The following is a 24683-nucleotide window of genomic DNA, read 5'->3' on the forward strand; positions in this document are numbered from 1 at the left end:
CGCTAGGCACCCCCGAGGCATTCCACCAGCGACTAGATTGCATGTGAGCCATGCGAGGAGGGAATGTGTTCGACGTCGAGGGCCTGCGCCTGCTGGACACCGTGGCCCGGACCGGCTCGTTCACCGCGGCCGCGGCGAGCCTGAACTACACCCAGTCCGCGGTCTCCCGGCGCATCGCCGTCCTCGAACAGCGCGCCGGGGGCCCGCTGTTCGAGCGGCTGCCGCGCGGGGTGCGGCTGACCCCCGCGGGTGAGGCGCTCCACCACCACGCCCGGGTGGTGCTGAACCGGCTGACCAGGGCCGAGGAGGAGCTGGCCGGGATCCACGGCGGCTACAGGGGGCGGCTTCGGGTGGGCGCGTTCGCCACCGCCAACGTCGCGCTCGTGCCCGGGGCCCTGCGCGCGTTCCGCGAGGACTTCCCCGACGTCGAGCTGGTCCCCGTCGAGGGCCCCAGCCGGAGCCTGCTGCGCCGCATGCGCGAGGGCGGCCTCGACCTCGCCGTGGTCAGCGACTATCCGGCCGACCTGCCCGACGAGGAGGGGGCCGAGCTGATCGAGCTGGCCGTGGACGAGCTGCTCGTCGCGCTGCCCCGCGACCACCGGCTGGCGGGACGGGAGATCGTCGACCTGCGCGAGCTGCGGGAGGAGACCTGGATCGAGGCGCCCCCGCCGGGCCGGACCACGGCCCTGGCCACCGCCTGCGCCCGCGCCGGGTTCACCCCCCGCGCCTCGGTCAGGATCGGCGAGTGGACGGGCAAGTTCGGGTTCGTCGCGGCCGGGCTCGGGATCACGCTCGTGCCCGCCATCGCCGCGCACGCCGTCCCGCCCGACCTGGTGCTCCGCTCCCTCGGCGACCTCGCCCCGCGCAGGACCGTCTACGCCGCCCTGCCGCCCGCCCCGCTGCCCGCGGCCCGCACCCTGGTGAGGCTGCTGGCCCGGCAGGCGGGACAATGGGGCGGTGCATGACTCCTTCGCGCACGTCACCGGCCACCCGGCCTCCGGTCATGCGGGCCCCGGCCTCCTGGCGACCGGGCTGCGCGACGTCACCACCGACCTGGGAGCGCTGGACGGCGAGGGCTGGTGGGCCGTCGTGGTCGACTACGAGGGCAAGGCCACCTGTGCCCGGTTCGACCGCGTCCGCCCGGCCCCGCCGCCCGCGCCGCGCGGCCCCTGGCACGGGCCGCGCCCGTCGGCCTGGCGCAGCTCCCTGGACCGGGCCGGGTACGAGGAGCGGGTGCGCGAGATCCGCTCCCTGATCGGGCGGGGCGAGGTCTACCAGGCCAACCTGTGCCGGGTGCTGGGCGCGCCGCTGCCCGCCGGGCGCGAGGCGGACCTGCCCGCGCTGGCCCTGCGGCTGGCGCGCGGCAACCCGGCGCCCTACGCCGCGACGGTGAGCCTGCCGGGGGTGAGCGTGGTCTCGGCCTCACCGGAGCTGTACCTGTCCAGGGACGGCGACGTGGTCGAGTCCAGGCCGATCAAGGGGACCGCGGCCACCCCGGCCGGGCTGCGCGACAAGGACCGGGCGGAGAACGTGATGATCGTCGACCTGGTCCGCAACGACCTGGGCAGGGTCGCCGAGGTCGGCTCGGTGAGCGTGCCCGCCCTGTGCGAGGTCGAGGAGCACCCCGGCCTGGTGCACCTGGTCTCCACGGTCCGGGCGCGGCTGGCACCCGGGTACGGCTGGCCCGAGCTGTTCTCGGCGACCTTTCCTCCCGGTTCGGTGACCGGCGCTCCGAAATCCTCGGCGCTGCGTATCATCGACGAGCTCGAACCCACCTCCCGGGGGCCCTACTGTGGAACCGTGGGCTGGGTCGACGCCGATCGGGGGCGCGCGTCGCTGGCCGTGGCGATCCGTACGTTCTGGCTGTCGGACGGGGAGATCCGCTTCGGCACGGGCGCGGGCATCACGTGGGGCAGCGACCCGCGCCAGGAGTGGGACGAGACCGAGCTGAAGGCGTCCCGGCTCATCGCACTCGCATCGACACCAGGCTCAGAGGGAGTCCCATGAACGTACCCGTATGGCTCAACGGAGCGCTTCTCGCCCCGGACCGGGCCGTCGTCTCGGTCTTCGACCACGGGCTGATGGTCGGGGACGGGGTGTTCGAGACCATCAAGTGCGTGAACGGCTCCACGTTCGCGCTCACCCGCCACCTGGAGCGGCTGACGCTCTCGGCGCGGCGGATGGACCTGCCCGACCCCGACACCGAGGCGATCGCCGAGGGGATCCGCGCCTGCCTGGCCGAGGCCCCGCCCTGGCGGCTCGGCCGCGTCCGCGTCACCTACACCAGCGGTCCCGGGCCGCTCGGCTCCGACCGGGGCGACCAGGGCTGCACGACCGTGGTGATCGTGGACGAGCAGAAGCCGTTCCCGCCGGTCTCCGACGTGACCGTGGTGCCCTGGCCGCGCAACGAGCGCGGCGTGCTCGCCGGGGTCAAGAGCACCTCCTACGGCGACAACGCCAAGGCCCTGTTCTACGCCAAGGCCAGGGGCGGCAGCGAGGCGATCTTCCAGAACACCGTGGGCGGCCTGTGCGAGGGGACCGGCAGCAACGTCTTCGTCGTACGCGACGGCCGGCCGGTCACCCCCACGCTCGCCTCGGGCTGCCTGGCCGGGGTCACCCGCGCGCTCGCGCTGGAGTGGTGCGGGGGAGTGGAGGAGGACCTGCCGCTCTCGGCCCTGTACGAGGCCGAGGAGGCGTTCCTGACCTCCACCACCCGGGACGTCCAGCCGATCCGCGCGGTCGACGGGACCGTGCTGCCCGCGGCCCCCGGCCCGGTCACGGCCAAGGCGATGCGGGTCTTCGCCGAGCGCGCGGCCGCGGACCTCGACCCCTGAGGGATCCCGGGAGACCCCGGAAGATCCCCCGGGGACACCTGGAGATCCCCGGAGGTCCCGGGAGATCGCCGGAGGTCCCGGGACCGCACGTCAGTCGCCGACGCCCTCCGCGGGTCGCCCGGCGGGGAGCAGGGCGAGCAGGACGAGCCCGCACCCGATCCACAGGACGCTCGTCAGGGCCAGGAAGTCCACCGCCAGGCCGCCGGACAGGGCGCCCAGGGCGATGGACAGGTTGAAGGCGGACACGTACAGCGAGGAGGCGGCCTCCGTGGCCACGGGGGCCGCCCGGGTGATCCACGTCTGCAGGGTCACCGGGACGGCGCCGTAGCCCAGGCCCCACACGACCAGCAGGCAGGCCGACACGGCCGTGCCCGCGGGGACCAGCGCGAGCAGCGCCATGGCCGTCACCAGGGCCGCGACGACGGCCGTGACGGTCCGCCGCAGGTGCCGGGCGACGAAGGCGCCGGCCAGGAAGTTGCCGCAGATCCCGGCCACGCCGAAGACCATCAGCAGCGGGCTGACCAGGGCGTCCTCGACGCCACGGCCCTGCAGCAGGGGGCGTACGAAGGTGTAGGCGATGAAGTGGCCGGTGATGAGCAGGAACGTGAGCGCGAGGCCCGCGCGCAGGGCGGCGTTGGCCCGGAACAGCCTCGGCGGGTCGGCCAGCGTGATGGCCCGCACCGGTGGGAGGGCGGGCAGCAGGACGACCAGCCCGATCAGGGCGAGCAGGCCCAGGACGCCGACCGCCGCGAACGCGACGCGCCAGCCGCTGAGGTCGCCGATGAACGTACCGGCCGGGACGCCGAGGACCGACGCGGTCTCCACGCCGCCGAAGATCAGTGCCATGGCCCGCGGGACGTGCCGCTCCGGGACGAGCCGCAGCGCGATGCCGCCCGCGATCGACCAGAAGCCGCCCACGCTGACGCCGATCAGGAACCGGGCCACCAGGACCAGGGCGAAGGAGGTGGCGAAGGCCGAGGCCAGGTTCGCCGCCGCGACCAGCCCGACGAGCAGGACCAGGACGAGCCGGCGGTCCACCCGGCCGGTGGCCACGGTGATCAGCGGTGCCGAGACCGCGGCGACCAGGCCGGGCACGGTCACCATGAGCCCGGCGGTGCCCGCCGACACCTCCAGGTCGGTTCCGACCGGGCTGAGCAGGCCCACGGGGAGCAGTTCCGAGGTCATCAGGGAGAAGATGCCCAGCGTCACCGCGAGCACGGCGAGCCAGCCCCGCAGGGGGGAGGGCTCCGTGGCGGTGGACGGGCCGGTGGTGACTGCGCTCATTGCGCCATCCGTCCGTTCGGGTGCGGGATGAGGGTGGACACGCCTCGGGCGGTGGCCGGCCCGCGAGCCGGCCACCGCCCGAGGGGCGAGGGGGAGGGGAGAGCCGGCTACCGGGTGCCGGGGGTCTTGCGGGTGGTGACGTTCATGCGGTTCCAGGTGTTCACCGTGAAGATCAGCGCGATGAGCCGGGCCAGTTCCTGCTCCTCGAAGTGCCGGGCGGCCTCGTCGTACACCTCGTCCGAGACCCCTTCGGGCAGCCGCGTGACCGCCTCGGTCAGGGCGAGCGCGGCGCGCTCCCTCGCGGTGTAGAGGCTGGACTCCTCCCAGGCGGAGAGCTGGTAGATCCGGTCCTCGCTCTCGCCCGCCTTGCGGGCGTCACCGGTGTGGTAGTCGATGCAGTACGCGCACCGGTTGATCTGCGAGGCGCGGATCTGCACCAGCTCGACCAGGACCGGGTCGAGACCCTGGCGGGCCGCGGTGTCGAGGGCGAACACGGCCTTGAAGACGGCGGGTGCTGCGGTGGCGAAGTTCATGCGCTGGGCGATCTCGACTGCTGTCATGTCCAGAAACCTACGGGGACATTAGCCCCAGGGTATGGTGCATTTTCATGTCGGATCGATGGTGCAATTCACCGGAGGACCACGGCGCACCCGCACCCGACCCGGCCGCGGACCCGGTCGCGGACCCGGCCGCGGACCCGGCCGCGAGCCCGGACCCGGCCGCGACCCGTGACCCGGACCCGGACCCGAGCCCTGATCCGAGCCCTGATCCGAGCCCTGACCCGGGCGCGGATCCGGGCGCGGATCCGGACACCGGCACCGGCATCGGCACGGACATCCACCTGGAGCTCACCGGTGAGGGGAACCGGCGCGAGCAGCTGATGCGGGCGCTGCGGGAGGCGATCGGCTCGGGCAGGCTGGCCCCGGGCGTCCGCCTCCCCCCGTACCGGAGCCTGGCCAGGGACCTGGGCGTCGCCCTCAACACGGCCGCGGCGGCCTACGGCGAGCTGGTCGCCGAGGGGTGGCTGACGGCGCGACAGGGCTCGGGCACCCGCGTGGCCCGGCGCAGCTCCCCGCTCGCGTCCGAGGCTCCCCGCCGCTCCGCGCCGCCCGTACGCCGACCCTCCTACGACATGATGCCCACCTCCCCGGACGCCTCGGCGTTCCCCCGGCGGGCCTGGCAGACCTCGTCGCGCCGCGCGCTCGCCGCCGCCCCCAGCGACGCCTTCGGCGTGGGCGACCCGCGCGGCCGCGTCGAGCTGCGCGTCGCGCTCACCGAGTACCTCGCCCGTGCCCGCGGGGTGCGGACCGCGCCCCACCGGATCGTCGTCTGCGCCGGGTTCGCCCACGCCCTGAGGATCCTGGGCGAGGTGCTGGACGGGACGGTGGCCGTCGAGTCGTACGGCCTGGACTTCCACCGGTCCCTGCTCACCGCGGCGGGACGGGACACGGTGCCCCTGCGGCTGGACGCGCGCGGCGCCAGGATCGAGGAGCTGCCCGGCACCGGGGCCGGGGCCGTCCTGCTCACCCCTGCCAACCAGTTCCCCACGGGTGGGCCCCTGCACTCCGAGCGCCGGGCGGCCGTCGTCGACTGGGCCCGCGCCTCGGGAGGGCTGGTCCTGGAGGACGACTACGACGGCGAGTTCCGCTACGACCGCCAGCCGATCGGCGCGGTGCAGGGCCTGGACCCGGATCGCGTCGTCTACCTGGGCTCCACCAGCAAGAGCCTGTCTCCCGCGCTCCGCCTGGGGTGGATGGTCCTGCCCGAGCGCCTCGTCGACGCCGTCCTGGCCGTCAAGGGTCCCCGAGAGCTGTGGTCGGGAGCGCTGGACCAGCTCACCCTGGCCGACTTCATCGCCTGCGGCGCCTACGACCGGCACCTGCGGCGCATGCGGCCGACCTACCGGCGCCGCCGCGACCAGCTCCTCGCCGTCCTCGCGGAGCGGGCCCCGCACATCAGGGTCGGCGGGATCTCCGCGGGCCTGCACGCCGTCCTCGACCTGCCGCCCGGTACCGAGCGGGACGCGCTGCGGGCGGCGGGACGACTGGGACTGGCCCTCGACGGGCTCGGCGCGTACCGCCATCCCCGCAGCGCCATGCCCGCCCGCGACGGGCTCGTCATCGGCTACGGCACCCCGCCCGAGCACTCCTTCGCCGGAGCGCTGCAGGCCCTGTGCCTGGCCCTGCCCCCGGCCCCCGGCTGAGCCCCCGGCCGAGCCGCCGGTCGAGCCCCCGGCCGGGCGCGGGTACGCGTGCCGCCGGTCGGGCACGCCTCCGCGGCCCCACCGCCGTCGCGCGTGGGGGCCCGCCCGGCTTGCACCACGGGCATACGATGTTGTCCATGACGCAAGACATTGAGGACATGGAGAGCCTCGTCCGCAGACGCATCCGTGCCCTGAGGGTCGCCCAGGGCTGGTCCCTGGAGGAACTGGCCGGTCGCGCGAACCTCAGCCAGTCCTCGCTGAGCCGCATCGAGAACGGCCGGCGCCGCCTCGCCCTGGACCAGCTCGTCACCCTCGCCCGCGCCCTGGACACCACCCTCGACCAGCTCGTCGAGACCGCCGCCGACGACGTCGTGACCAGCCCGACGATCGACGGCGTCCACGGCCGGATGCGCTGGCCCGTCAAGAGCGACCCCGGCATGAGCGTCATACGCCAGCGCGTGACCGAGCCGCCGCCCGACAACCCCTCCCGCATGCGCGCCCACCCCGGCCGGGAGTGGCTGGTCGTGCTCTCCGGCACCGCGATCCTCATGCTGGGCCACCGGCGCTTCCGTCTCGAGACCAACCAGGCCGCCGAGTTCCCGACCATGATGCCGCACGCCATCGGCGCCGAGGGCGGGCCGTGCGAGATCCTAGGGATCTTCGACCGGGACGCCCGCCGAGGGCACCAGGCCGACGACGGCGACGGCGACACCTCCGGCACCCGCGGATGACGCCGACGCGGCCGCGTCTTGCGCGTCGGGCCCCACAGCGCGCCGACATCTTGCGTATACCGGGAGCGGTCCTGCCGTACCGGCAAAACGGGCCTACGGTGACGGCATGACCAACGCACACCCGCACACCCACGGCCACGACGCGCCGCACCGGACGCGGCACGACGCGCGGCACGACCACCACCCGCAGGACGACACCGACCTGGCGGAGATCCTCGACCTGGACGCGGAGGTCCTCGGCGAGCACATCGCGTCCATCGTCGCGTGGCTGCCGCTGAAGACCGGCCCGCGCCACATCGTGGACCTGGGCTCCGGCACCGGGGCGGGAACCTTCGCCCTCCTCGACCGCTTCCCCGAGGCGCACGTCACGGCCGTCGACGCCTCTCCCGGACACCTGCAGCGCCTGCGGAGGAAGGCGTGCGCCCGGAACGCGGACGACCGCGTGCGCACCGTGCAGGCCGACCTCGACGCCGCCGACTGGCCCGACCTCGGCACGCCGGACCTGGTCTGGGCCTCGGCCTCGATGCACCACCTGGCCGACCCCGTCCGCACGCTGCGCACCGTCCGCGGCCTGCTCGCGCCCGGCGGCCTGCTCGCCGTCGTCGAGCTGGCCGGGTTCCCCCGCTTCCTGCCCGAGGACGCCCCGAAGGAGCGGCCCGGCCTGGAGGACCGCTGCCACGCCGCGACCGAGCGCTTCCACGCCGAGCGCATGCCCCACCGCGGCGCCGACTGGGGACCGATGCTGGTCGCCGCCGGATTCACCCTCGAGGGCGAGCGCACCGTCACCGTGAACATCGAGGGCCCCCACGACGAGGCCGTCGGCCGCTACGCGCTCGGCGGCCTGCTCCGCATCCGCGGCGCCGCCGCGCAGACGCTCGACGCCGCGGACCTCGCCGCGCTCGACCGGCTGCTCGACACGGACGGCCCCGGCAGCATCCTGCGCCGCGACGACCTCGTCGTCCGCACGGAGCGCACCGTCTGGGCGGCACGCTCCTGATCCTCGCCCGCACGGACCCTAGTAGGACACCTGGGTCTGCGCGTTCAGCTCCCTGATCCTGACCTTGGACGCCGGGTCGGTCAGCGGGTCGTCGATGCGGAGCACGTCCAGGCCCCTGGTGATGTCACTGGAGTAGATGTGGCCGTTGTAGTAGTACGCCGACCACGAACCGCCGACCCCCTGGACGGGGCCCCGCTCGAAGAAGCCGATCTCCTTGGGGGCGGTCGAGTCGGTGAAGTCCCAGACGGACACCCCGCCCTGGTACCAGGCCTGCACCATGATGTCCTTGCCCGGCACCGGCAGCAGCGAGCCGTTGTGCGCGACGCAGTTCTCCTCGGCCGTCTGCTCCCTCGGGATCTTGAAGTAGCCGCGGAGCTCCAGCCTGCGCTCGGAGGTGAGGTCGTACACGGCGTTGGCGCCCTTGGTCTTCGGGGTGTCGGCGTCACAGGTCGCGGCCACGCCGCCGCCCAGCTCGTCACCGAAGACGACCTTGGTGGCGTCGTTGTTGAACGTCGCCGAGTGCCAGATGGCGAAGTTCTCCTCGTCCTTCACGTGCTGGAGCACCGTGGGGTTGACCCGGTCGGTGATGTCCAGCAGGATCCCGTCGCCGAAGCAGGCGGCCGCGGCCAGGTTCTTCTCCGGGTAGGCCGTGATGTCGTGGCAGCCGCCGATGCCGCCCTGTCCCGCCGAGTCGGAGAGCGCCGGCGTGGAGACCACCTTGGCCTTCTCCGGGGTCTCGACCGGCACCTCGACCACGGAGATCTTGTTGTGCGGGGCCGGGCAGGTCGACGACGTGGGCTCGGGGCCGGGGGAGGAGATGTAGAGGTAGAGCCGGTCGGCCTTCTCGCCCGGGACGAGGGTGTGGGTGTGCGAGCCGCAGTCGGTACGGACCGCCGAGACGAACTTCGGGTGGGCCTTGTCCTTGATGTCGAAGATCCGGATGCCCTCCCAGCCGTCGGACTCGGGCTCGCCGCGCTGGGCCTCGCACTCGGGACCGTTCCGGGCGGAGTCGATCGACAGGAACAGCAGGTCCCCGCTCACCGAGATGTCGTTCTGCTCGCCTGGGCAGAGCACCTGGCTGGCCGGTGAGGGCTGGGCCGGGTCGGAGATGTCGAAGATGCTGAAACCGTCGAAGTTGCCGACGAACGCGTAGTCCCCCTGGAAGGCCAGGTCGGTGCCCCACGCCTGCGGCCCGTTGAGCGGCGCGCCGAGCGGGACGTTGGCCAGGTGGGTGACGTTGTCGCTGTGGACGCCGTCACCGGAGATGCCCGGGGCGGGGGTCCGGGAGGACCCTCCGGCCGGGCTCGGGCTCTGCGCGGGAGCGGCCGGGGCGGACGAGCCCGCCGCGGCCGGTGGAGCCGAGGAGGCCGGATCCGCCCCGCATCCGGCCACCAGAAGTAGCGCTGCCAGTCCGAATGCCACGGTCGGTCGCACGGTGCCCCCATTACGTTGTTCCACTTGCCCCATTATTGAAGGTATGTGGAGGATGCGTATGCCGGGTCAGGTTATCGCGATGATCATGGCGATATCGGCGGTCGGCGGCTGCGCGGGGGCCGAGCCGGAGCGCGCGGCGCCGCTCGTCGCCGACGGCGGCGCGCCCGTGATCATCCCGGGCGGGCCCGGTGAGGCCGGGCGCACGGCCGCACCGGGCGAGAACCTCGGCGAGTCCGAGGCTCGCGTCACCGCGGCCGACGTGAGGTTCGCCGAGGACATGATCCCGCACCACCGGCAGGCGCTGGAGATGGCCGGTCTGGTGCCGTCCCGCTCGTCCTCACCCGTCCTGCGCGGGCTCGCCGAGCGGATCACCGCCGCGCAGCGTCCGGAGATCGCCGCCATGACGTCGTGGCTCAGGGCGGCCGGACGGTCCCCGGACGGGCACGCGGGGCAGGAGGGTCACGAGGACGTCGTCACGCTGGAGCAGATGAACCGGCTGCGGACGGCCAGGGGAGCGGCCTTCGACACGCTCTTCCTCACCCTCATGATCGCCCACCACGAGGCCGCGGTCACGATGGCCGGGCGCCAGCTCCGCGAGGGCGCCGACCGGGCCATGCTGGCCACGGCCAAGGACGTCGTCTCCGGCCAGGGCATCGAGATCGCCAGGATGCGGCGGCTGCTCACGTCCCCGGCCTGACACGGGCCCCGGCCTGACACGGGCGCGGCGTGACACGGGCGCGGCGTGCGGGACCGTGACGGTCCAGCGACGGTCCCGCGCACGTCGGCCGTCACGGCCGATGCCGGGACGGGGATCGCGGGTCCGCCATCCGGCGGACACGGCGGGCGTGGCGGGTCAGGAGCTCCAGAGCATGTTGCTCAGCTCGGCGTCCAGATCCATGAAGTCGGTCTCGCGACCGGCCGGGACCAGCTCGTACGTCCGGTGCAGGAACTCCGTGAGCGGGGCCAGCGGCACCTCGAACAGGGCCTGGCCGAACGGTGAGGTGAGGCTGATGTGCAGGGTGCGCTCGCCCTCGGCGCGGGCGGGCCACACCTGGACGTCCCCGTCGCCCACCCGTCGCACGATGCCCACCGTCAGCAGCTCGCGAGCGAAGATCCACTCGACCGGCTCGTCGTTCCCGACATGGAACGCCATGCGGATCGCGTACGGATCGCCGGCCGTGTAGCCCAGGCCGGCGAGAAGAGGGACGGTGGTACGGTCGGGGACCACAAGCCGAAGGCCTAGCTCGGCAGAGACGGTGGCGCTGTTCATCGTCAGCCAAACCTTTTTCGTCGTCGGTCCCCTCTGCGGGGCTTTCACTGCTCTGAACGGCTTCGTTCCGCGTGAGCTCTCACGCGGAACGAAGGAACCTGTAGGAAAGATTCCGCCTCCACGCCCTTCTGTAACACAGATCACAGCGAGACATTTGGGCATCTACCTGGCTAAACATCACCAACAGGGCCGTATTTGCAAGGGTTTTGCGTATCGTTTTGGTCACCGTCGACTCCCCGGCGGGGCGTCTAGGGTGATTCGGGTCGAGCCTGGGTCGTTCGGTGCTTCTGCGGATCAGGACGATGCTATGACACCGTAGCCCTCCGCCGGATGCATCCTCGGACCTTTGCCTCCCGGCCGTGTCGTTCTCAAGATCTTTTTTGGGCCGTAACCGCTTCGCGAGCGGTCCCGGATTGCTGTATGGTTTTCCACGTCGGCACCGTGAGGCGCCGCACAGGGCGGGCGATTAGCTCAGCGGGAGAGCGCTTCGTTCACACCGAAGAGGTCACTGGTTCGATCCCAGTATCGCCCACAGTAGCAAGACCCAGGTCAGAGCCCCTCGGCGGACACCCGCCGGGGGCTCTTCCGCGTCCGGGCGAAGCCGTGACGCATCTCTCACGACGACCGCTTCCCCGCCTCCCTGCCTCGCCGTTTCTCCGCGTCCGGCCCCGCCTTCGTGGCGGCGGCACGCAGCGACCGGCGAACGCGCCCGCGCCCGTGGCGGCCGCTACGAGTTCGGGACGTGCCGTCCCATCGGGACGCGGCTGGCCAGGGCGAAGATCACCCCGAAGCCGGCCCAGGCCAGGACATAGGCGAGGGACGCGGCCCAGGAGGCGCCGATGACGTCCTCCAGCGCGGTACGGCCCTCGAAGTACACGGCCAGGCCCACGACCGCGCCGGGCAGCGCGCCCCACCAGCGACGCCACCAGATCTCGTGAACCATCACCTCGAAGAAGACGAGGGCGACCGGCCCGAGCAACAGCAGCCTGAGCGAGCCGGCCCCGTCGCCGTCCTGCGCTCCCAGCAGCCGGGTCAGCAGCGTGATCGCGACCGCCGAGACGGTCAGCAGTCCGACCGTCTCCAGCAGCGGAGCGTGGTCGTCGCGGGGGTCGGAGGGCTCGGGGCGTTCGATCATGGCTCCATCGTGCCCAATACGGGCACCGGACGGCGCCGGAACGTACCTGCGCCTGGACTCGGACCCGGGACCTCCGCATCATGAGCGCGGCGTTCGGGCCGGCCCTCCTTCACGCGGCCCCGTCCGTGCCCGGAGCGCGGGCGTGCCCGAATTTCTGATCTACCTCGTAAAGGCGGTCGGACACGTGAATGTCGGCAGGGGGTGGCATCCTGGGGGCGTGAGAGCCCATACCGTCAGTCCCCGGTTCATCGGGCGCGCGGCCGAGCTGGCCGTCCTGGAGCGCGCGCTCGACAGGGCGCGTGCCGGATCGGCCTCCACGGTGTTCGTGGGCGGCGAGGCCGGGGTGGGCAAGACCCGCCTCGTGCGCGAGTTCGCCCGGCGCGCGGGCGACGCCCTGGTCCTCATCGGCGGGTGCCTGGAGCTCGGCACCGACGGCCTGCCCTTCGCCCCCTTCACCGCGGTGCTCCGCACGCTCGCCCGCGACCTGGGGCACGACGGGGTCGCCGCCCTGCTGCCGGGCGGCACGACCCGGGAGCTGGCCCGGTTGCTGCCGGAGTTCGGCGAGCCCGACAGGGAGGGCGCCGAGGCGCGCGCCCGGCTCTTCGAGCAGGTCCTGGGGCTGCTGGAGGGGCTCGCCGAGCGCCGGCCGACGGTGCTGGTCGTCGAGGACGCCCACTGGGCCGACCGCTCCACCCGTGACCTGCTGTCGTTCCTGGTCCGCTACCGGCGCGCCGACACCCGGCTGCTGACCCTGGTCACGTACCGGATCGACGAGATCCACCGCACCCACCCGCTGCGCCCACTGCTGGCCGAGCTCGGCCGGGTCGACGGGGTCGGCCGCCTGGAGCTGGGCAGGCTGAGCCGGCGGGAGGTGGACGAGCAGGCCGCGAGCATCCTGGGCGCCGGGCCCGGTGCCGTCCCCGAGACCGACATGGACCTGGTCTACGCGCGCAGCGAGGGCAACCCGCTCTTCGTCGAGGCGCTGCTCAGCGGTGACGGGAGCGAGGCGCTGCCCGAGTCCCTGCGCGACCTGCTGCTGGCCAGCGTCGAGCGCCTTCCCGAGGAGACCCAGGAGCTGCTGAGGCTGGCCGCCGCGGGCGGGGCGAGGGTCGAGCACGCGATGCTGGCCGCGGTCGCCGGTGCGGGGGAGGCCGAGCTCTCCCGCCTGCTGCGCCCCGCCGTGGCGGGCAACGTCCTGGTGGTGGACGGCGAGGCGTACGCGTTCAGGCACGCGCTGATCCGCGAGGCCGTCCACCACGACCTGCTGCCCGGCGAGCGGATCCGGCTGCACACCCGTTTCGCCGAGGCGCTGGAGCGCGACCCCGGCCTGCTGCCGGCCCCGCGCGGGGCCGTCGAGCTGGCCCACCACTGGTACGCCGCGCGCGACCACCTGTGGGCGCTGATGAGCGCCTGGCGCGCGGCCGCGGCGGCCAGGAGGGCGGCCGCCTACGACGAGCAGCTCAGGATGCTGGACCGGGTGCTGGAGCTGTGGGAGACGGTGCCCGACGCCGCCGGGCGGATCGAGACCGACCATGTCGAGGTGCTCCGGCAGGCCGTCACCGCGGCCCACCTGGCGGGGGAGTTCGAGCGGGGCCTCTCCCTGGCCAAGGCGGCGCTGCGCGAGATCGACACCGAGGCCGACCCGACCCGCGCCGCCCGGTTGCTGCGGCAGCGCGGCCTGGTCAGGTACGACCTCGGCCGGCCCGGTTCCGTCGAGGACCTGCGCGCCGCCGTCGCGCTGGTCCCCGCCGAACCGCCGACGGGCCTGCGCGCCCAGGTCGTGGAGAAACTGGCGCGGGTGCTCCATCACTCCGGGCACTCGGGGGAGAGGGAGGCCCTGGCAGAGGAGGCGATGCGCATCGCCCGCCAGGTGGGCGACACCGACACCGAGGCCCACGCGCTCATCACGCTCACCTGTGGCGGGTGCCGCTACGCGGACATGGAGGGTCAGCTCGACGCCTTCGCGCGAGTGCGCGAGGTCGCCGGGCGGGCCAGCACCTACGGCGCGCTGATGCGGGCCGTCATCTCCGAGTCCGACGCCTTCGAGGGGGCCGGCTGGCACGAGCGGGCCGCCGAGGTCGCCCGCCGTGGCGTCGCGGACGCCGAGGCGTACGGCCTGGCCCGCACCTCGGGCGCCTTCCTGGCGATCAACCTGGCCGAGCCCCTGGTCTCGCTGGGGCGCTGGGACGAGGCGCTGGAGGTGATCGAGCACGCCCTGGAGGTCTCCCCGCCCGCGCCGTTCCGCGCGAGCCTGCAGGGGCTGGCCGTCGACGTCGCGCTGGCCCGCGGTGACCTGGACCGGGCCGGGGTGCTCCTCGCGGCCTCGCGGGCGGTGTTCCACCAGGGGACGCACAAGGACCAGGCGGTCCTGCCCACCCTGCGCAGGGAGATCGGGTCGCTGGCCGCCCACGGCCGGGACGACGAGGCGTGCGCGCTCGTCGGGCGGATCCTGGACCAGCGCGACCTGACCGTCTCGCCCCGCTACGCCTGGCCCCTGCTGCTGACCGCCGTCCGGGTGCCGGGTGCGCCCGTGGACCGGCTGCGGAGGCTGGCGGAGAAGCTCGCCGCGGAGGGGGACCTCCAGCGGGCGCACGGCCTCACCTTCGCCGCCGAGCTGGGCCGGCTCGACGGCACGGACGACCACGGGCGGTGGCGGACGGTCGCCTCGGCCTGGGCCGGGCTGCGCCAGCCCTATGCCGAGGCCCGTGCCCTGCTCGGTGCCGCCGGGGCCGCGGCGGCGGCGGGGGAGCGCGACGCGGCGGCCGGTGACCTGTCGAAGGCGGCCCGGCTCGCGGCCGGGCTGGGGGCGGCGCCGCTGGCCGCCGAGATCGAGTCCCTGGCGGGACGGGCGCGGATCGCGATCGCCGAGGGGGCGGAGCCGGCGCGGACGCTCGCCGCGGTCCCGGCCCCCCGGATGGCGGGCTTCGGGCTCACCGCGCGTGAGCGCGAGGTGCTGGCCCTGGTGGTGGCCGGGCGCAGCAACCGGGAGATAGCCGGTGAGCTGTTCATCTCGGTGAAGACCGTCAGCGTGCACGTCTCGAACATCCTCGCCAAGCTGGGCGTCGCCTCGCGCGGGGAGGCGGCGGCCACCGCGCACCGGCTGCACTTGGTCCAACGGTAGGGGCCCGTTTTTCCGGTTGTCGTTCGCCGGATCGCACTTGCCGCGAGGATCTTTCACCCTCTTCCGCGATCAAATGATCTCCGCGCGCCCGTCTGTGGCCAGCCGTGCCCAACCGTGCCTGCCCATGCCGGCCCGCACCCGCCATGCCGCCCGTGCCGCCCGTGCTTGCCCGCACCCGTTCGTGCCCGGCCGTTCCCGGTGCCGGAACCTTTCGGGCGGCTCTCCAGAACGGCCCGGCAGGCCCGGAACGGGGGGATCGCCGCGTCCACCGGCGGCTTCGCGGACCCTCCGCCGAGCCTTTCTGCGGGCCCTTCGACATCCGGTAAGCGGCCCGCCTCGGGGGCGGCCGGAATCCTGGCCCGCCGTGAGCGCGGCGAGTCCGTCCGCACCATCGCCATCGGTGTGGGGGTATCGGCCGGCGTCGTCCACAAGACCCTCACCGAGGCCAGGACCACCTTGTGATCGGGGGCTGATGCCGGCCTCCGCGCGGCAGTGATCGTGCTGCCCTCCAGCGAGGTCCCGTTGCCGCTGCATGACCTGGTCGGCGGCAACGCCTTCTACATCGGCGTCACCCGCCGCTGCTCGATCGCCTTCCCCGTCCTCAAGGGCGCGCAGTCCGGGTTCGTCACCGCCGGCCACTGCGGCGCGAAGGGCATGTCCACCACCGGCTTCAACCGCGTCGCCCAAGGGGTCTTCCAGGCGTCGGACTTCCCCGCCGACGACTACGCCTGGGTCAGTGTCACCCCCGCCTGGACGGCCACCCCCGCCGTGGACAACGGTCAGGGCGGCACCGTCCCCGTCGCCGGGGCCAAGCCCGCCATCGAGGGCGCCTCGGTCTGCCGGGCCGGCTCCACCACCGACTTCCACTGCGGTCTCATCCAGCAGCACGACGCCAGCATCGCCTACCCCCAGGGCACCGTCTTCGGGCTGACCCGTACCACCGTCTGCGCCGAGGGCGGCGACTCGGGCGGGGCGTTCATCTCCGCCGACCAGGCCCAGGGCATCGCCTCGGGCGGCTCGGGCGACTGCAACCTGGGCGGCGTCACCTACTTCCAGCCGATCCTTGAGGTCCTGTCCGCCTACGGCCTGGAGCTGAGGACGACCGCGGGCAACCCCCCGCCGCCGACCACCGGCACCTGCACCGGCTACACCAGCACCTACGACGGCACCCTGGAGGCCGGGAAGTCCGCCTACCAGCCGCAAGGGCTCTCCTACACGACGAAGATCACAGGGCTTCACGCCGGCTGCCTGGACGGCCCCCTGGGCGCCGACCTCGACCTGTACCTGCAGAAGCTGATCGGCGCGACCTGGCAGACCGTCGCCACCGCCGACGGCCCCGGCCCGGACGAGAAGATCGGCTACACCGGAACGGCGGGCCGCTACCGCTACAAGGTGGGTGCCACGGCCGGTTCCGGCGCCTACACCCTGGGCTTCAGCGCCCCTTGACTCACCTTCTGGGCCAAAGGAGGCACCAGGAGCGCCATGGGTGATCGCCGGCTGAAGCCGGTCGAGGGATGGGGAGCGATCACCGTCGGAACGAGGAAGGGCAGGCGCCTGCGGCCGACCCTGGCGCGGGGACACGTTGACCGCCTTCGGCTGGTGCGCATATCCAAACCGGGATGATTCGCCGCCGCACATGTTCTGCTGCGTTGCAGGTGCGATCATCTCCCGCGTGGCGTGCGGCTTTTAGGGCGTGAAGCGGCATCGGTGGTCTTAGAGTGAGGCTGCCCATATCGCGTGATCGTCAGCGATACGCGGTGATCTCCCCCCTCACGCTGTAAAAGCCGAGGTCGAGGAGAGACCCATGTCCCGCAGAAACATCGTCCTGGCCGGCCGCGCTTTGCTGGTCGGCGTACTCACCACGGCGGCCCTTCCCGCCATCGCCCAAGGCGCGACCTCCGCGAGCGCCTCCTATGCCCAGTTCGCTCTCAAACCGCCGCCGGGCATGCTCCAGGCACTGCAGCGTGATCTGTTCCTCAGTAGGGAGGAGGCCCAGACCCGCCTGCTGAACGAGGCCCGTCTGGTGCCGGTTGAGGCGAACTTGCGCAGAACTTTGGGCAAACGCTTCGCCGGCTCCTGGTTCGCCGGGGAGATCGCGCAAAACCTCGTGGTGGCCACCACCGCTCCCGCCGACGTTCCGCTGATCGTCGCCCAGGGCGCCCGGGCCGAAGTCGTCACCCGATCGCTCGCGGACTTGAAAGAGATCAAAGCACACGTCGACGTCGCCCTGCCGAACATACAGCAGAACCCCTTGTCGTCGGCTCCGCAACCGGGGAGCGTGCGCTACATCGACACCAAGATCAACAAGGTCGTCGTGTTGTCCACGACGGTCAACGCGACCACGGCCTCCCTTTTCGATGCCGGCGTGGACCCGGTGGGAATCAGAGTCATCGCCTCCACCGAGAAACCCCGCCCGCTGGGCGACCTGACAGGTGGTGATCCCTACTACATCGGCGCCTCGAACCGCTGCTCGATCGGTTTCGCCGTGACCAGGGGAACCGAGAAGGGCTTTGTCAGCGCGGGCCACTGCGGCAAGATCGGCAACACCACCACCGGCTTCAACCGATCCCCCCAAGGCATCTTCCAGGCCTCGGTCTTCCCGGTCAGCGACTACACCTTCGTCCTCACCAACCCCAAGTGGTCGACCACCCCGTCGGTGAAGAACGGCACCGGCGGCGTGGTGTCGATCAGCGGTTCCCGCCCCGCCATCGAGGGCGCCTCGGTCTGTCGATCCGGCTCCACCACCGGCTGGCGCTGCGGCACCATCCAGCAACTCGACACCAGTGTCACCTACCCTCAGGGCACCGTCTACGAGCTGGTCCGCACCAACGTCTGCGCCGAACCCGGAGACTCGGGCGGCTCCTTCATCTCCCTCAACCAAGCCCAGGGCGTCACCTCCGGCGGCTCAGGTGACTGCAGCAGCGGCGGCACCACCTACTTCCAGCCGGTCAACGAGATCCTCGCCGCCTACGGTCTGACCCTGGCCACCGACGGCACCACCACCCCGCCGACCACGGGAACCTGCACCGGCTACCCGCAGAAGACCAACGGCGCCCTGGTCGTCGACGAGTCCGTCTACCAGCCAAGGACCCTCTTCTACCGCACGACCGCCGCCGGGATTCACTCCGGATGCCTCGACAGCAACGACGGCGGCGACTTCGACCTGCACCTGGAAAAGCGCAGCGGCACCAAATGGCTCACCGTCGTCAGCGCTGATGGTCCCAATCCTGACGAGACGATCAGCTACCAGGGCGCACCCGGCTTCTACCGCTACCGCGTGACCGCCGCGAGCGGCGCCGGCACCTATGTCCTGGGCTACAAGGCGCCCTGACCCCGCCCAGGTCCCCCTACCTTCAACGCCCCGCCTCCGGTCTCTGCGGGAACGGAGGCGGGGTAATCCCCGCCAGGGACGCGGCCTCTGACAGGGCGCCGATCAGCCCGCGCACGCGGGAGCGCGTTCCTCCCATCCCCGACAACGCCCCGGGGATGATGACCGGTGTCCGGAGGTCGTCATCGGTGTGTCGGGAGCTTTCGCGGAGTTAGGCGGCAACGGCCTGGTTAGGGTGGCATTCGCCGGTATAGCGGATCGATCGGTGTCGCACGGCGATCTCCCCTCACGCTCATCGCAGCCCAGGCCGAGGAGATCGTCATGTTCCGCACGCGTGCCGCCGCCATGGGATGTTCCCTGGCGATCACCATCCTTGCCTCGATGACGGCCCCGGTCATGGCCGCCCATCCAGCTCAGGCGGTCCCCGCCGTTTCAGGGGTGAAGCCCGCCGAGCGGGGACCGGCGGCGCGGAAACCTCCGATGGGCATGCTGGCGGCCATGCAGCGGGATCTGGGGCTCACCGCGGACCAGGCCCACAGCCGTCTGCTCAACGAGTCTCATCTGACCTCGATCGCGGTGCAGCTACGCACAGGACTTGAGGATCGTTTCGCCGGTGCCTGGCTTCAGGGGTCCACCGGGCAAACGCTGGTGGTGGCCACCACCGGCCGCGCCGACGCCGCCCAGATCACCGCCGCGGGCGCCCGGCCCCTCGTCGTCGGCCGATCGCTGGCGAGACTGCGGGCGGTCAAGGAGAAGCTCACCACCGCCCGGCCGGCCCTCGCGGAGGTGAGCGGCGTGCGCTACATCGACGTCAGGGCCAACAAGGTCGTCATCTCGTCGAGCACGCCCAGGGCCACCGCGAGCTCGATCAAGGCCGCGAAAGTCTCCCCCGCCGCGGTGCGCGTGGTCCTTTCGGCCGAGCAGCCTCGGCTCCTGCAGGCCGGCACGCCCGTCAACCCGCAGACCTACCCGCCTGGCGTCCCGCCCACCGATCTGGTGGGCGGCCAGGCCTACTACGCCGGCGCCACGACCCGCTGCTCGGTCGGTTTCGCCGTGACCAGGGGAACCCGGAAGGGCTTCGTCAGCGCCGGGCACTGCGGCACCCCGCACACCGCCACCGTCGGCTTCAACCGCCTCACCCAAGGAACCGTGCAGGCCTCGACGTTCCCCGGCGGCGACCACTCCTGGGTCGCCCTCGACGACACCTGGACGCCCCGGCCGCTGGTGGGCAACGACAGCGGCGGCACCATGAACGTCTACGGCGCCAAGGAGGCCATCGAGGGCAGCTCGGTCTGCCTGGCCGGGTCCTCCGCCGCCGGCCCCGACTGGCACTGCGGCACCATCACCCAGCGCGAGGCCGACGTCACCTACCCCGAAGGCGTCGTCGAGCACGTGATGCGCACCAGTGCCTGCGGCAACCCCGGCAACGCGGGCGCGTCCATGCTCTCGATCGGCCAGGCCCAGGGCATCGTCTCGGGCGGCTCCGGCACCTGCGCCACCGGCGGCGTCACCTATGTCCAGCCGATCAACGACATCCTCACCGCCTACGGTCTGACCCTGCTGACCTACACGAAGGCTCGGGCGAGCACCGGTTCCTGCAGCGGTTACCCCGACTCCGCCACCGGCGCGCTGAGCAGCGGCCAGTCCGTCTACCAGCCCGGCGGCCTGCACTACCGTACGACCGTCGCAGGCAACCACTACGGCTGTCTGGAGGCCAGTCCCAGCGGTGACTTCGATCTCCACCTGCAAAAACACGACGGCTCCACCTGGAGAACCGTTGCGGTCGCCGAGACCCCCAGCCCTTTCGAGGAGCTCGGCTACTGGGGCCCACCCGGCCTCTACCGCTACCTGCTGCTCTCCTACAAAGGCGCCGGCCCCTACACGTTGAGCTACACGTCGCCGTGACTCGTGCCAGAGCCGTTCACTGGACAGACCCGTGGACGGCCGCGGTCCGCTTGCAGAACATCGTCACCACGTCGTCGCGGGCCCCGGCCGCGGCCGTGTGCACGAAGCCGGCCGACGACGTCGGCTGCTTGCCGGTACCCACCCTGCGCATGCCGGCGACGTCGGTGACGTGCGCCTTTCCTGCGAAGTGCCCGACCTTCCCCGGCGGCACGCCCCCCAGCCGGACCCGGGTCGGCCCGATCGCCTCGAGTCCGCCGGCAGCGCCGGCCGCTGTTTGAACTCGCTCGGCGACGCGGCCCCGGCCACGTCCTTCGGCCGATCGAACCCGCCGCGCCGAGTCACCGGGTCCACCACCAGCAAGCGGGCTGGCCGCGCCCGCGGTGTCTTTCCGGCGTATTCCGGCCGTCCCCCCGTCTCGACCCGTTGACGTGCCCGTAGCACGTATGTAACATTTGGCCAGCGCAATGCAAAAATATTGCAAATGACTGTTAAATTTTCTCCTGACTTCGCAACTTCTGCCAGCGTTGCGCTGCGCACCGCTCGTCCCGCCGACCGTCCCCCCGCAGGCATCCCGGCGTACACGGCGACCAGCACCCCCCAGCCTCTCCCCGTCCCCGTCGTTCCAGACGAGAGATAGAGGAACAATGAGAAAGCAGTACCTGGCGCTGAGGCTGGTGGCGGCGATGGCCGCCACCAGCCTGCTCGCCCTGGCCGGTGCGGTCACACCGGCCACGGCGGCGGCCGCCCCGAACCTGGCGGCGGGCAAGGCGGCCTCGGCCTCCGGCTCCAACGCCCCCTACGTGGCCGGCAACGTCAACGACACAAACGCCTCCACCTACTGGGAGAGCCCCAACAACGCCTTCCCGCAGTGGGTCCAGGTGGACCTCGGGGCCACGGCCACCGTGAACAGGGTCGTGCTGAAGCTGCCGCCGGCGACGGACTGGGCCACCAGGACCCAGACCCTGTCGGTGCAGGGCAGCACGAACGGCTCGTCCTTCTCCACCCTCGCCGCCTCCGCGGGCCGCACCTTCAACCCGGCGACCGGCAACACGGTGACGATCGACTTCACCGCGGCCGGCACCCGGTACGTGCGGCTGAACATCACCGCCAACACCGGATGGCCCGCCGGGCAGCTCTCGGAGTTCGAGATCTACGGGCCGGAGGGCACTGGCGGTGACACCACGCCGCCGACCGCGCCGGGGAACCTGGCCTACACCCAGCCCGCCGCCGGGCAGATCAGGCTCACCTGGAACGCCTCCACCGACGCCGTCGGCGTGACCGGCTACGAGGTGTACGCCAACGGCACCCTGCGCGCCAGCGTGGCGGGCAACGTGCTGACCTACACCGACAACCAGCCCGACACCGCGACCGTGTCCTACCGCGTCAGGGCCAGGGACGCCGCGGGCAACCGGTCGGGCGACAGCAACACCGTGACCCGCAACGGCTCCACGCCGGGCGGCACCAACCTGGCCCTGGGCAAGCCGATCAGCGCCTCCTCCTCGATCTTCACGTTCGTGGCCGCCAACGCCAACGACAACAACACCGCCACCTACTGGGAGGGCGGCGGATACCCGGCCACCCTCACGGTGAACCTGGGGTCGAACGCCACCCTCGGCTCGGTCGTGGTGAAGCTCAACCCCGACAGCGCCTGGGCCACCCGTACCCAGACCATCGAGGTCCTCGGCCGCGGGCAGGGCGCGAGCGGGTACACCACCCTGTCACCGGCGGCGCAGCACACCTTCGACCCGGCCACGGCCAACACCGTGACGATCCCGGTCTCCGGCACCGCCGCCGACGTCCAGCTGAAGATCACCTCCAACTCCGGCGCCCCGTCCGGGCAGGTCGCGGAGTTCCAGGTCCTCGGCACCCCGGCGCCGAACCCGGACCTGACGATCACCGGCCTGACCGCGTCCCCGGCGAGCCCGGTCGAGACCGACTCCGTCACGCTCTCGGCGACGGTCAGGAACGGCGGCACCGCGGCCTCCGGCGCGACGAACGTCAACTTCTACCTCGGCACCACCAAGGTCGGCACCGCCGCGGTCGGCGCGCTGGCCGCGGGGGCGTCGGTCACCGTCTCGGCGAGCGCCGGTCCCCGGGACGCGGGCAGCTACCCGCTGAGCGCCAAGGTCGACGAGGGCGGCAGCGTCAACGAGCAGAACGAGTCCAACAACACCTTCTCGGCCTCCTCCCCGCTCGTCGTCAGGCCCGTCGACACCGCCGACCTGGTGGCGACGACGAGCTGGACCCCGGGCAACCCGTCGGCGGGCAACGTCGTCACCTTCTCCGTGGCGATCAAGAACCAGGGCACCGCGGCCTCCGCCGGCGGCGCCCACGGCATCACGCTGACCGTGCTCAACGAGTCCGGCACGGTCGTGCGGACCCTGACCGGCTCCCACACCGGCGTGATCGCCGCGGGCGCCACCGCGGGCACCGTCACCCTGGGCACCTGGACGGCCGGCAACGGCAGGTACACCGTCAGGACGGTCCTGGCCGACGACGCCAACGAGCTCCCGGTCAAGCGCGCCAACAACACCTCCACCCGGCCGTTCTTCGTCGGCCGCGGCGCCAACATGCCGTACGACATGCTGGAGGCCGAGGACGCCGTGGTCGGCGGCGGAGCGGCCGTGGTCGGCCCGAACCGCACCATCGGCGACGTGGCCGGCGAGGCGTCGGGCCGCAGGGCGGTGACGCTGAACACCACCGGCAGCTACGTCGAGTTCACCACCAAGGCCAGCACCAACACCCTGGTCACCCGCTTCTCCATCCCCGACGCCCCGGGCGGCGGCGGCATCGACTCCACGCTGAACGTCTACGTCGACAACACCTTCCTCAAGGCGATCAACCTGACGTCCAGGTACGCCTGGCTGTACGGCGCCGAGGCGTCCCCGGGCAACTCGCCCGGCGCAGGCCCGCCGCGTCACATCTACGACGAGGCCAATCTCATGCTCGGGACCACCGTCCCGGCCGGCAGCAGGATCAGGCTGCAGAAGGACCCCGCCAACACCACCACGTACGCGATCGACTTCATCAACACCGAGCAGGTCGCGCCGGTCGCCAACCCCGACCCCGCCCGCTACACCGTCCCGGCCGGGTTCACCCACCAGGACGTGCAGAACGCGCTGGACAAGGTGCGGATGGACACCACCGGCACGCTGGTCGGCGTCTACCTGCCGGCGGGCACCTACCAGACCGCGAGCAAGTTCCAGGTCTACGGCAAGCCGGTCAAGGTGGTCGGCGCGGGCCCCTGGTACACCCAGTTCCGCGCTCCCTCGAACCAGGACAACACCGACATCGGGTTCCGTGCCGAGGGGACCGCGAACGGCTCGTCGTTCGCGAACTTCGCCTACTTCGGCAACTACACCTCGCGCATCGACGGTCCCGGCAAGGTGTTCGACTTCGCCAACGTCGCCGACGTGGTGATCGACAACATCTGGAACGAGCACATGATCTGCCTCTACTGGGGCGCCAACACCGACCGGGTGACGATCAAGAACTCCCGGATCCGCAACATGTTCGCCGACGGCATCAACATGACCAACGGCAGCACCGACAACCTGGTCAGCAACAACGAGGCCCGGGCGACCGGTGACGACAGCTTCGCGCTGTTCTCGGCCATCGACGCCGGCGGGGCCGACATGAAGGGCAACGTCTACGAGAACCTGACCTCCATCCTGACCTGGCGGGCCGCGGGCGTCGCGGTCTACGGCGGGTACGACAACGTCTTCCGCAACATCTACATCGCCGACACGCTGGTCTACTCGGGCATCACGATCAGCTCGCTGGACTTCGGCTACCCGATGAACGGCTTCGGCGCCAGCCCGCCGACCCGGTTCGAGAACATCTCGATCGTCCGCGCCGGCGGCCACTTCTGGGGCCAGCAGGTCTTCCCGGCGATCTGGGTGTTCTCCGCCTCCAAGGTCTTCCAGGGCATCCGCGTCAGCAACGTGGACATCGTGGACCCGACCTACGGCGGCATCATGTTCCAGACGAACTACGTCGGGGGCCAGCCGCAGAACCCGGTCAAGGACACGATCTTCACCAACGTCACGATCACCGGTGCCCGCAAGAGCGGGGACGCCTTCGACGCCAAGTCCGGCTGGGCCATCTGGGCCAACGAGATGCCCGAGCCCGGCCAGGGGCCCGCGGTCGGCTCGGCGACCTTCAACAACCTCCAGATGAGCAACAACGCCCAGAACATCAGGAACACCACGTCCACCTTCACGATCAACGTCAACCCGTGATCACCGTTCACGGGTGATCACCGACGGCCGGTGACCCGCGGGCGACCGCGGGACCGGTGACGGCCCGGCACCGCCGGGAGGCCCCGCCTCCCGGCGGTGTCCCGCGTCCCCGCCCGGCCGCGTCGCGCCTCCCCGCGGTGCGCGCCCGGCGGCGTCGCGTCTCCCGTGACCTCCGCCGTGCCGCGTCGCGCCTCCTGTGT

18 protein-coding genes and 1 tRNA gene are annotated in these 24683 nt (G+C 72.2%); 13 read left to right on the top strand and 6 right to left on the bottom strand.

Annotated elements, in window-relative coordinates; translation table 11 throughout:
• Positions 1-65: 65 nt before the first annotated feature.
• Genes ACIBCT_RS34595 through ACIBCT_RS34605 form a run of 3 tightly spaced genes read left to right on the top strand, consistent with a single transcriptional unit; the run spans position 66 to position 2834 of the window.
• Positions 66-965: a LysR family transcriptional regulator gene (locus tag ACIBCT_RS34595; protein ID WP_399195958.1), complete on the top strand. Its 900-nt coding sequence runs from the start codon at positions 66-68 to the stop codon at positions 963-965.
• On the top strand, positions 958-2007 hold the full coding sequence (locus ACIBCT_RS34600; RefSeq protein ID WP_399195960.1) for a chorismate-binding protein: 1050 nt from the start codon (positions 958-960) through the stop codon (positions 2005-2007). Before ACIBCT_RS34595 ends, ACIBCT_RS34600 begins: the two co-directional genes overlap by 8 nt.
• Positions 2004-2834, top strand: coding sequence for an aminotransferase class IV (locus ACIBCT_RS34605; RefSeq protein ID WP_399195962.1), 831 nt, complete (start codon positions 2004-2006; stop codon positions 2832-2834). The genes ACIBCT_RS34600 and ACIBCT_RS34605 overlap by 4 nt, the downstream gene beginning before the upstream one ends.
• Before the next feature lie 90 nt (positions 2835-2924).
• On the opposite strand, the gene ACIBCT_RS34610 is transcribed toward ACIBCT_RS34605, so the two are convergent.
• Both ACIBCT_RS34610 and ACIBCT_RS34615 read right to left on the bottom strand, forming a co-directional pair.
• Complete coding sequence (locus ACIBCT_RS34610) at positions 2925-4118, bottom strand: MFS transporter (RefSeq protein ID WP_399195964.1); 1194 nt, start codon at positions 4116-4118, stop codon at positions 2925-2927.
• Positions 4119-4225: 107 nt separating this feature from the next.
• Positions 4226-4678: a carboxymuconolactone decarboxylase family protein gene (locus ACIBCT_RS34615; protein WP_399195965.1), complete on the bottom strand. Its 453-nt coding sequence runs from the start codon at positions 4676-4678 to the stop codon at positions 4226-4228.
• 47 nt (positions 4679-4725) lie between these two features.
• Here ACIBCT_RS34615 and ACIBCT_RS34620 point away from each other — a divergent pair, with 47 nt between their 5' ends.
• The 3 genes from ACIBCT_RS34620 to ACIBCT_RS34630 all read left to right on the top strand — a co-directional run bounded on the left by ACIBCT_RS34620 (position 4726) and on the right by ACIBCT_RS34630 (position 8049).
• Positions 4726-6321, top strand: coding sequence for a PLP-dependent aminotransferase family protein (locus tag ACIBCT_RS34620; RefSeq protein WP_399195967.1), 1596 nt, complete (start codon positions 4726-4728; stop codon positions 6319-6321).
• 128 nt (positions 6322-6449) lie between these two features.
• Positions 6450-7052, top strand: coding sequence for a helix-turn-helix domain-containing protein (locus tag ACIBCT_RS34625; protein ID WP_399195969.1), 603 nt, complete (start codon positions 6450-6452; stop codon positions 7050-7052).
• Between the two features lie 106 nt (positions 7053-7158).
• Entirely contained in the window at positions 7159-8049 is an 891-nt protein-coding gene (locus tag ACIBCT_RS34630; protein ID WP_399195971.1) for a class I SAM-dependent methyltransferase, read from the top strand.
• Positions 8050-8067: 18 nt separating this feature from the next.
• On the opposite strand, the gene ACIBCT_RS34635 is transcribed toward ACIBCT_RS34630, so the two are convergent.
• On the bottom strand, positions 8068-9471 hold the full coding sequence (locus ACIBCT_RS34635; protein ID WP_399195973.1) for an LVIVD repeat-containing protein: 1404 nt from the start codon (positions 9469-9471) through the stop codon (positions 8068-8070).
• A 70-nt stretch (positions 9472-9541) separates the two neighbouring features.
• Between ACIBCT_RS34635 and ACIBCT_RS34640 the strand changes: the two genes are divergently transcribed.
• Positions 9542-10180: a DUF305 domain-containing protein gene (locus ACIBCT_RS34640; RefSeq protein ID WP_399195975.1), complete on the top strand. Its 639-nt coding sequence runs from the start codon at positions 9542-9544 to the stop codon at positions 10178-10180.
• Positions 10181-10336: 156 nt separating this feature from the next.
• Here ACIBCT_RS34640 and ACIBCT_RS34645 read toward each other — a convergent pair whose 3' ends face one another.
• Positions 10337-10753, bottom strand: coding sequence for an SsgA family sporulation/cell division regulator (locus ACIBCT_RS34645; RefSeq protein WP_344903725.1), 417 nt, complete (start codon positions 10751-10753; stop codon positions 10337-10339).
• A 460-nt stretch (positions 10754-11213) separates the two neighbouring features.
• On the opposite strand from ACIBCT_RS34645, the gene ACIBCT_RS34650 reads away from it, so the two are divergent.
• Positions 11214-11285: transfer RNA gene (locus ACIBCT_RS34650), tRNA-Val, on the top strand.
• 195 nt (positions 11286-11480) lie between these two features.
• Here ACIBCT_RS34650 and ACIBCT_RS34655 read toward each other — a convergent pair.
• The gene (locus ACIBCT_RS34655; protein WP_399195977.1) at positions 11481-11888 is read right to left on the bottom strand and encodes a hypothetical protein; all 408 of its coding nucleotides are present in this window, start codon (positions 11886-11888) and stop codon (positions 11481-11483) included.
• Positions 11889-12105: 217 nt separating this feature from the next.
• On the opposite strand from ACIBCT_RS34655, the gene ACIBCT_RS34660 reads away from it, so the two are divergent.
• The 4 genes from ACIBCT_RS34660 (at position 12106) to ACIBCT_RS34675 (ending at position 20242) form a co-directional block, all read left to right on the top strand.
• On the top strand, positions 12106-15009 hold the full coding sequence (locus ACIBCT_RS34660) for an AAA family ATPase (protein ID WP_399195979.1): 2904 nt from the start codon (positions 12106-12108) through the stop codon (positions 15007-15009).
• A 522-nt stretch (positions 15010-15531) separates the two neighbouring features.
• Positions 15532-16455 (top strand): S1 family peptidase, encoded by a 924-nt coding sequence (locus ACIBCT_RS34665; protein WP_399195981.1) that lies wholly within the window; start codon positions 15532-15534, stop codon positions 16453-16455.
• A 358-nt stretch (positions 16456-16813) separates the two neighbouring features.
• The gene (locus ACIBCT_RS34670; RefSeq protein WP_399195983.1) at positions 16814-18340 is read left to right on the top strand and encodes a S1 family peptidase; all 1527 of its coding nucleotides are present in this window, start codon (positions 16814-16816) and stop codon (positions 18338-18340) included.
• Between the two features lie 318 nt (positions 18341-18658).
• The gene (locus ACIBCT_RS34675; protein WP_399195985.1) at positions 18659-20242 is read left to right on the top strand and encodes a S1 family peptidase; all 1584 of its coding nucleotides are present in this window, start codon (positions 18659-18661) and stop codon (positions 20240-20242) included.
• Positions 20243-20258: 16 nt separating this feature from the next.
• Here ACIBCT_RS34675 and ACIBCT_RS34680 read toward each other — a convergent pair whose 3' ends face one another.
• A complete protein-coding gene (locus ACIBCT_RS34680; RefSeq protein WP_399195987.1) occupies positions 20259-20453 on the bottom strand; it encodes a hypothetical protein in 195 nt (64 codons plus the stop codon).
• Positions 20454-20886: 433 nt separating this feature from the next.
• Here ACIBCT_RS34680 and ACIBCT_RS34685 point away from each other — a divergent pair, with 433 nt between their 5' ends.
• Entirely contained in the window at positions 20887-24483 is a 3597-nt protein-coding gene (locus ACIBCT_RS34685) for a CARDB domain-containing protein (RefSeq protein ID WP_399195989.1), read from the top strand.
• Positions 24484-24683 lie beyond the last annotated feature (200 nt).

The sequence above is a fragment of the Streptosporangium sp. NPDC050855 genome (assembly GCF_044456585.1).
GTDB classification, from domain to species: domain Bacteria; phylum Actinomycetota; class Actinomycetes; order Streptosporangiales; family Streptosporangiaceae; genus Streptosporangium; species Streptosporangium longisporum.

Excerpts from the sequence above, each read along its gene's own strand:
- ACIBCT_RS34605 (WP_399195962.1), top strand. The coding sequence starts at position 2,004 with ATGAACGTACCCGTATGGCTCAACGGAGCGCTTCTCGCCCCGGACCGG.
- ACIBCT_RS34610 (WP_399195964.1), bottom strand. The coding sequence starts at position 4,118 with ATGAGCGCAGTCACCACCGGCCCGTCCACCGCCACGGAGCCCTCCCCC.
- ACIBCT_RS34615 (WP_399195965.1), bottom strand. The coding sequence starts at position 4,678 with ATGACAGCAGTCGAGATCGCCCAGCGCATGAACTTCGCCACCGCAGCA.
- ACIBCT_RS34620 (WP_399195967.1), top strand. The coding sequence starts at position 4,726 with ATGTCGGATCGATGGTGCAATTCACCGGAGGACCACGGCGCACCCGCA.
- ACIBCT_RS34625 (WP_399195969.1), top strand. The coding sequence starts at position 6,450 with ATGTTGTCCATGACGCAAGACATTGAGGACATGGAGAGCCTCGTCCGC.
- ACIBCT_RS34630 (WP_399195971.1), top strand. The coding sequence starts at position 7,159 with ATGACCAACGCACACCCGCACACCCACGGCCACGACGCGCCGCACCGG.
- ACIBCT_RS34640 (WP_399195975.1), top strand. The coding sequence starts at position 9,542 with ATGCCGGGTCAGGTTATCGCGATGATCATGGCGATATCGGCGGTCGGC.
- ACIBCT_RS34645 (WP_344903725.1), bottom strand. The coding sequence starts at position 10,753 with ATGAACAGCGCCACCGTCTCTGCCGAGCTAGGCCTTCGGCTTGTGGTC.
- ACIBCT_RS34655 (WP_399195977.1), bottom strand. The coding sequence starts at position 11,888 with ATGATCGAACGCCCCGAGCCCTCCGACCCCCGCGACGACCACGCTCCG.
- ACIBCT_RS34670 (WP_399195983.1), top strand. The coding sequence starts at position 16,814 with ATGTCCCGCAGAAACATCGTCCTGGCCGGCCGCGCTTTGCTGGTCGGC.
- ACIBCT_RS34675 (WP_399195985.1), top strand. The coding sequence starts at position 18,659 with ATGTTCCGCACGCGTGCCGCCGCCATGGGATGTTCCCTGGCGATCACC.
- ACIBCT_RS34685 (WP_399195989.1), top strand. The coding sequence starts at position 20,887 with ATGAGAAAGCAGTACCTGGCGCTGAGGCTGGTGGCGGCGATGGCCGCC.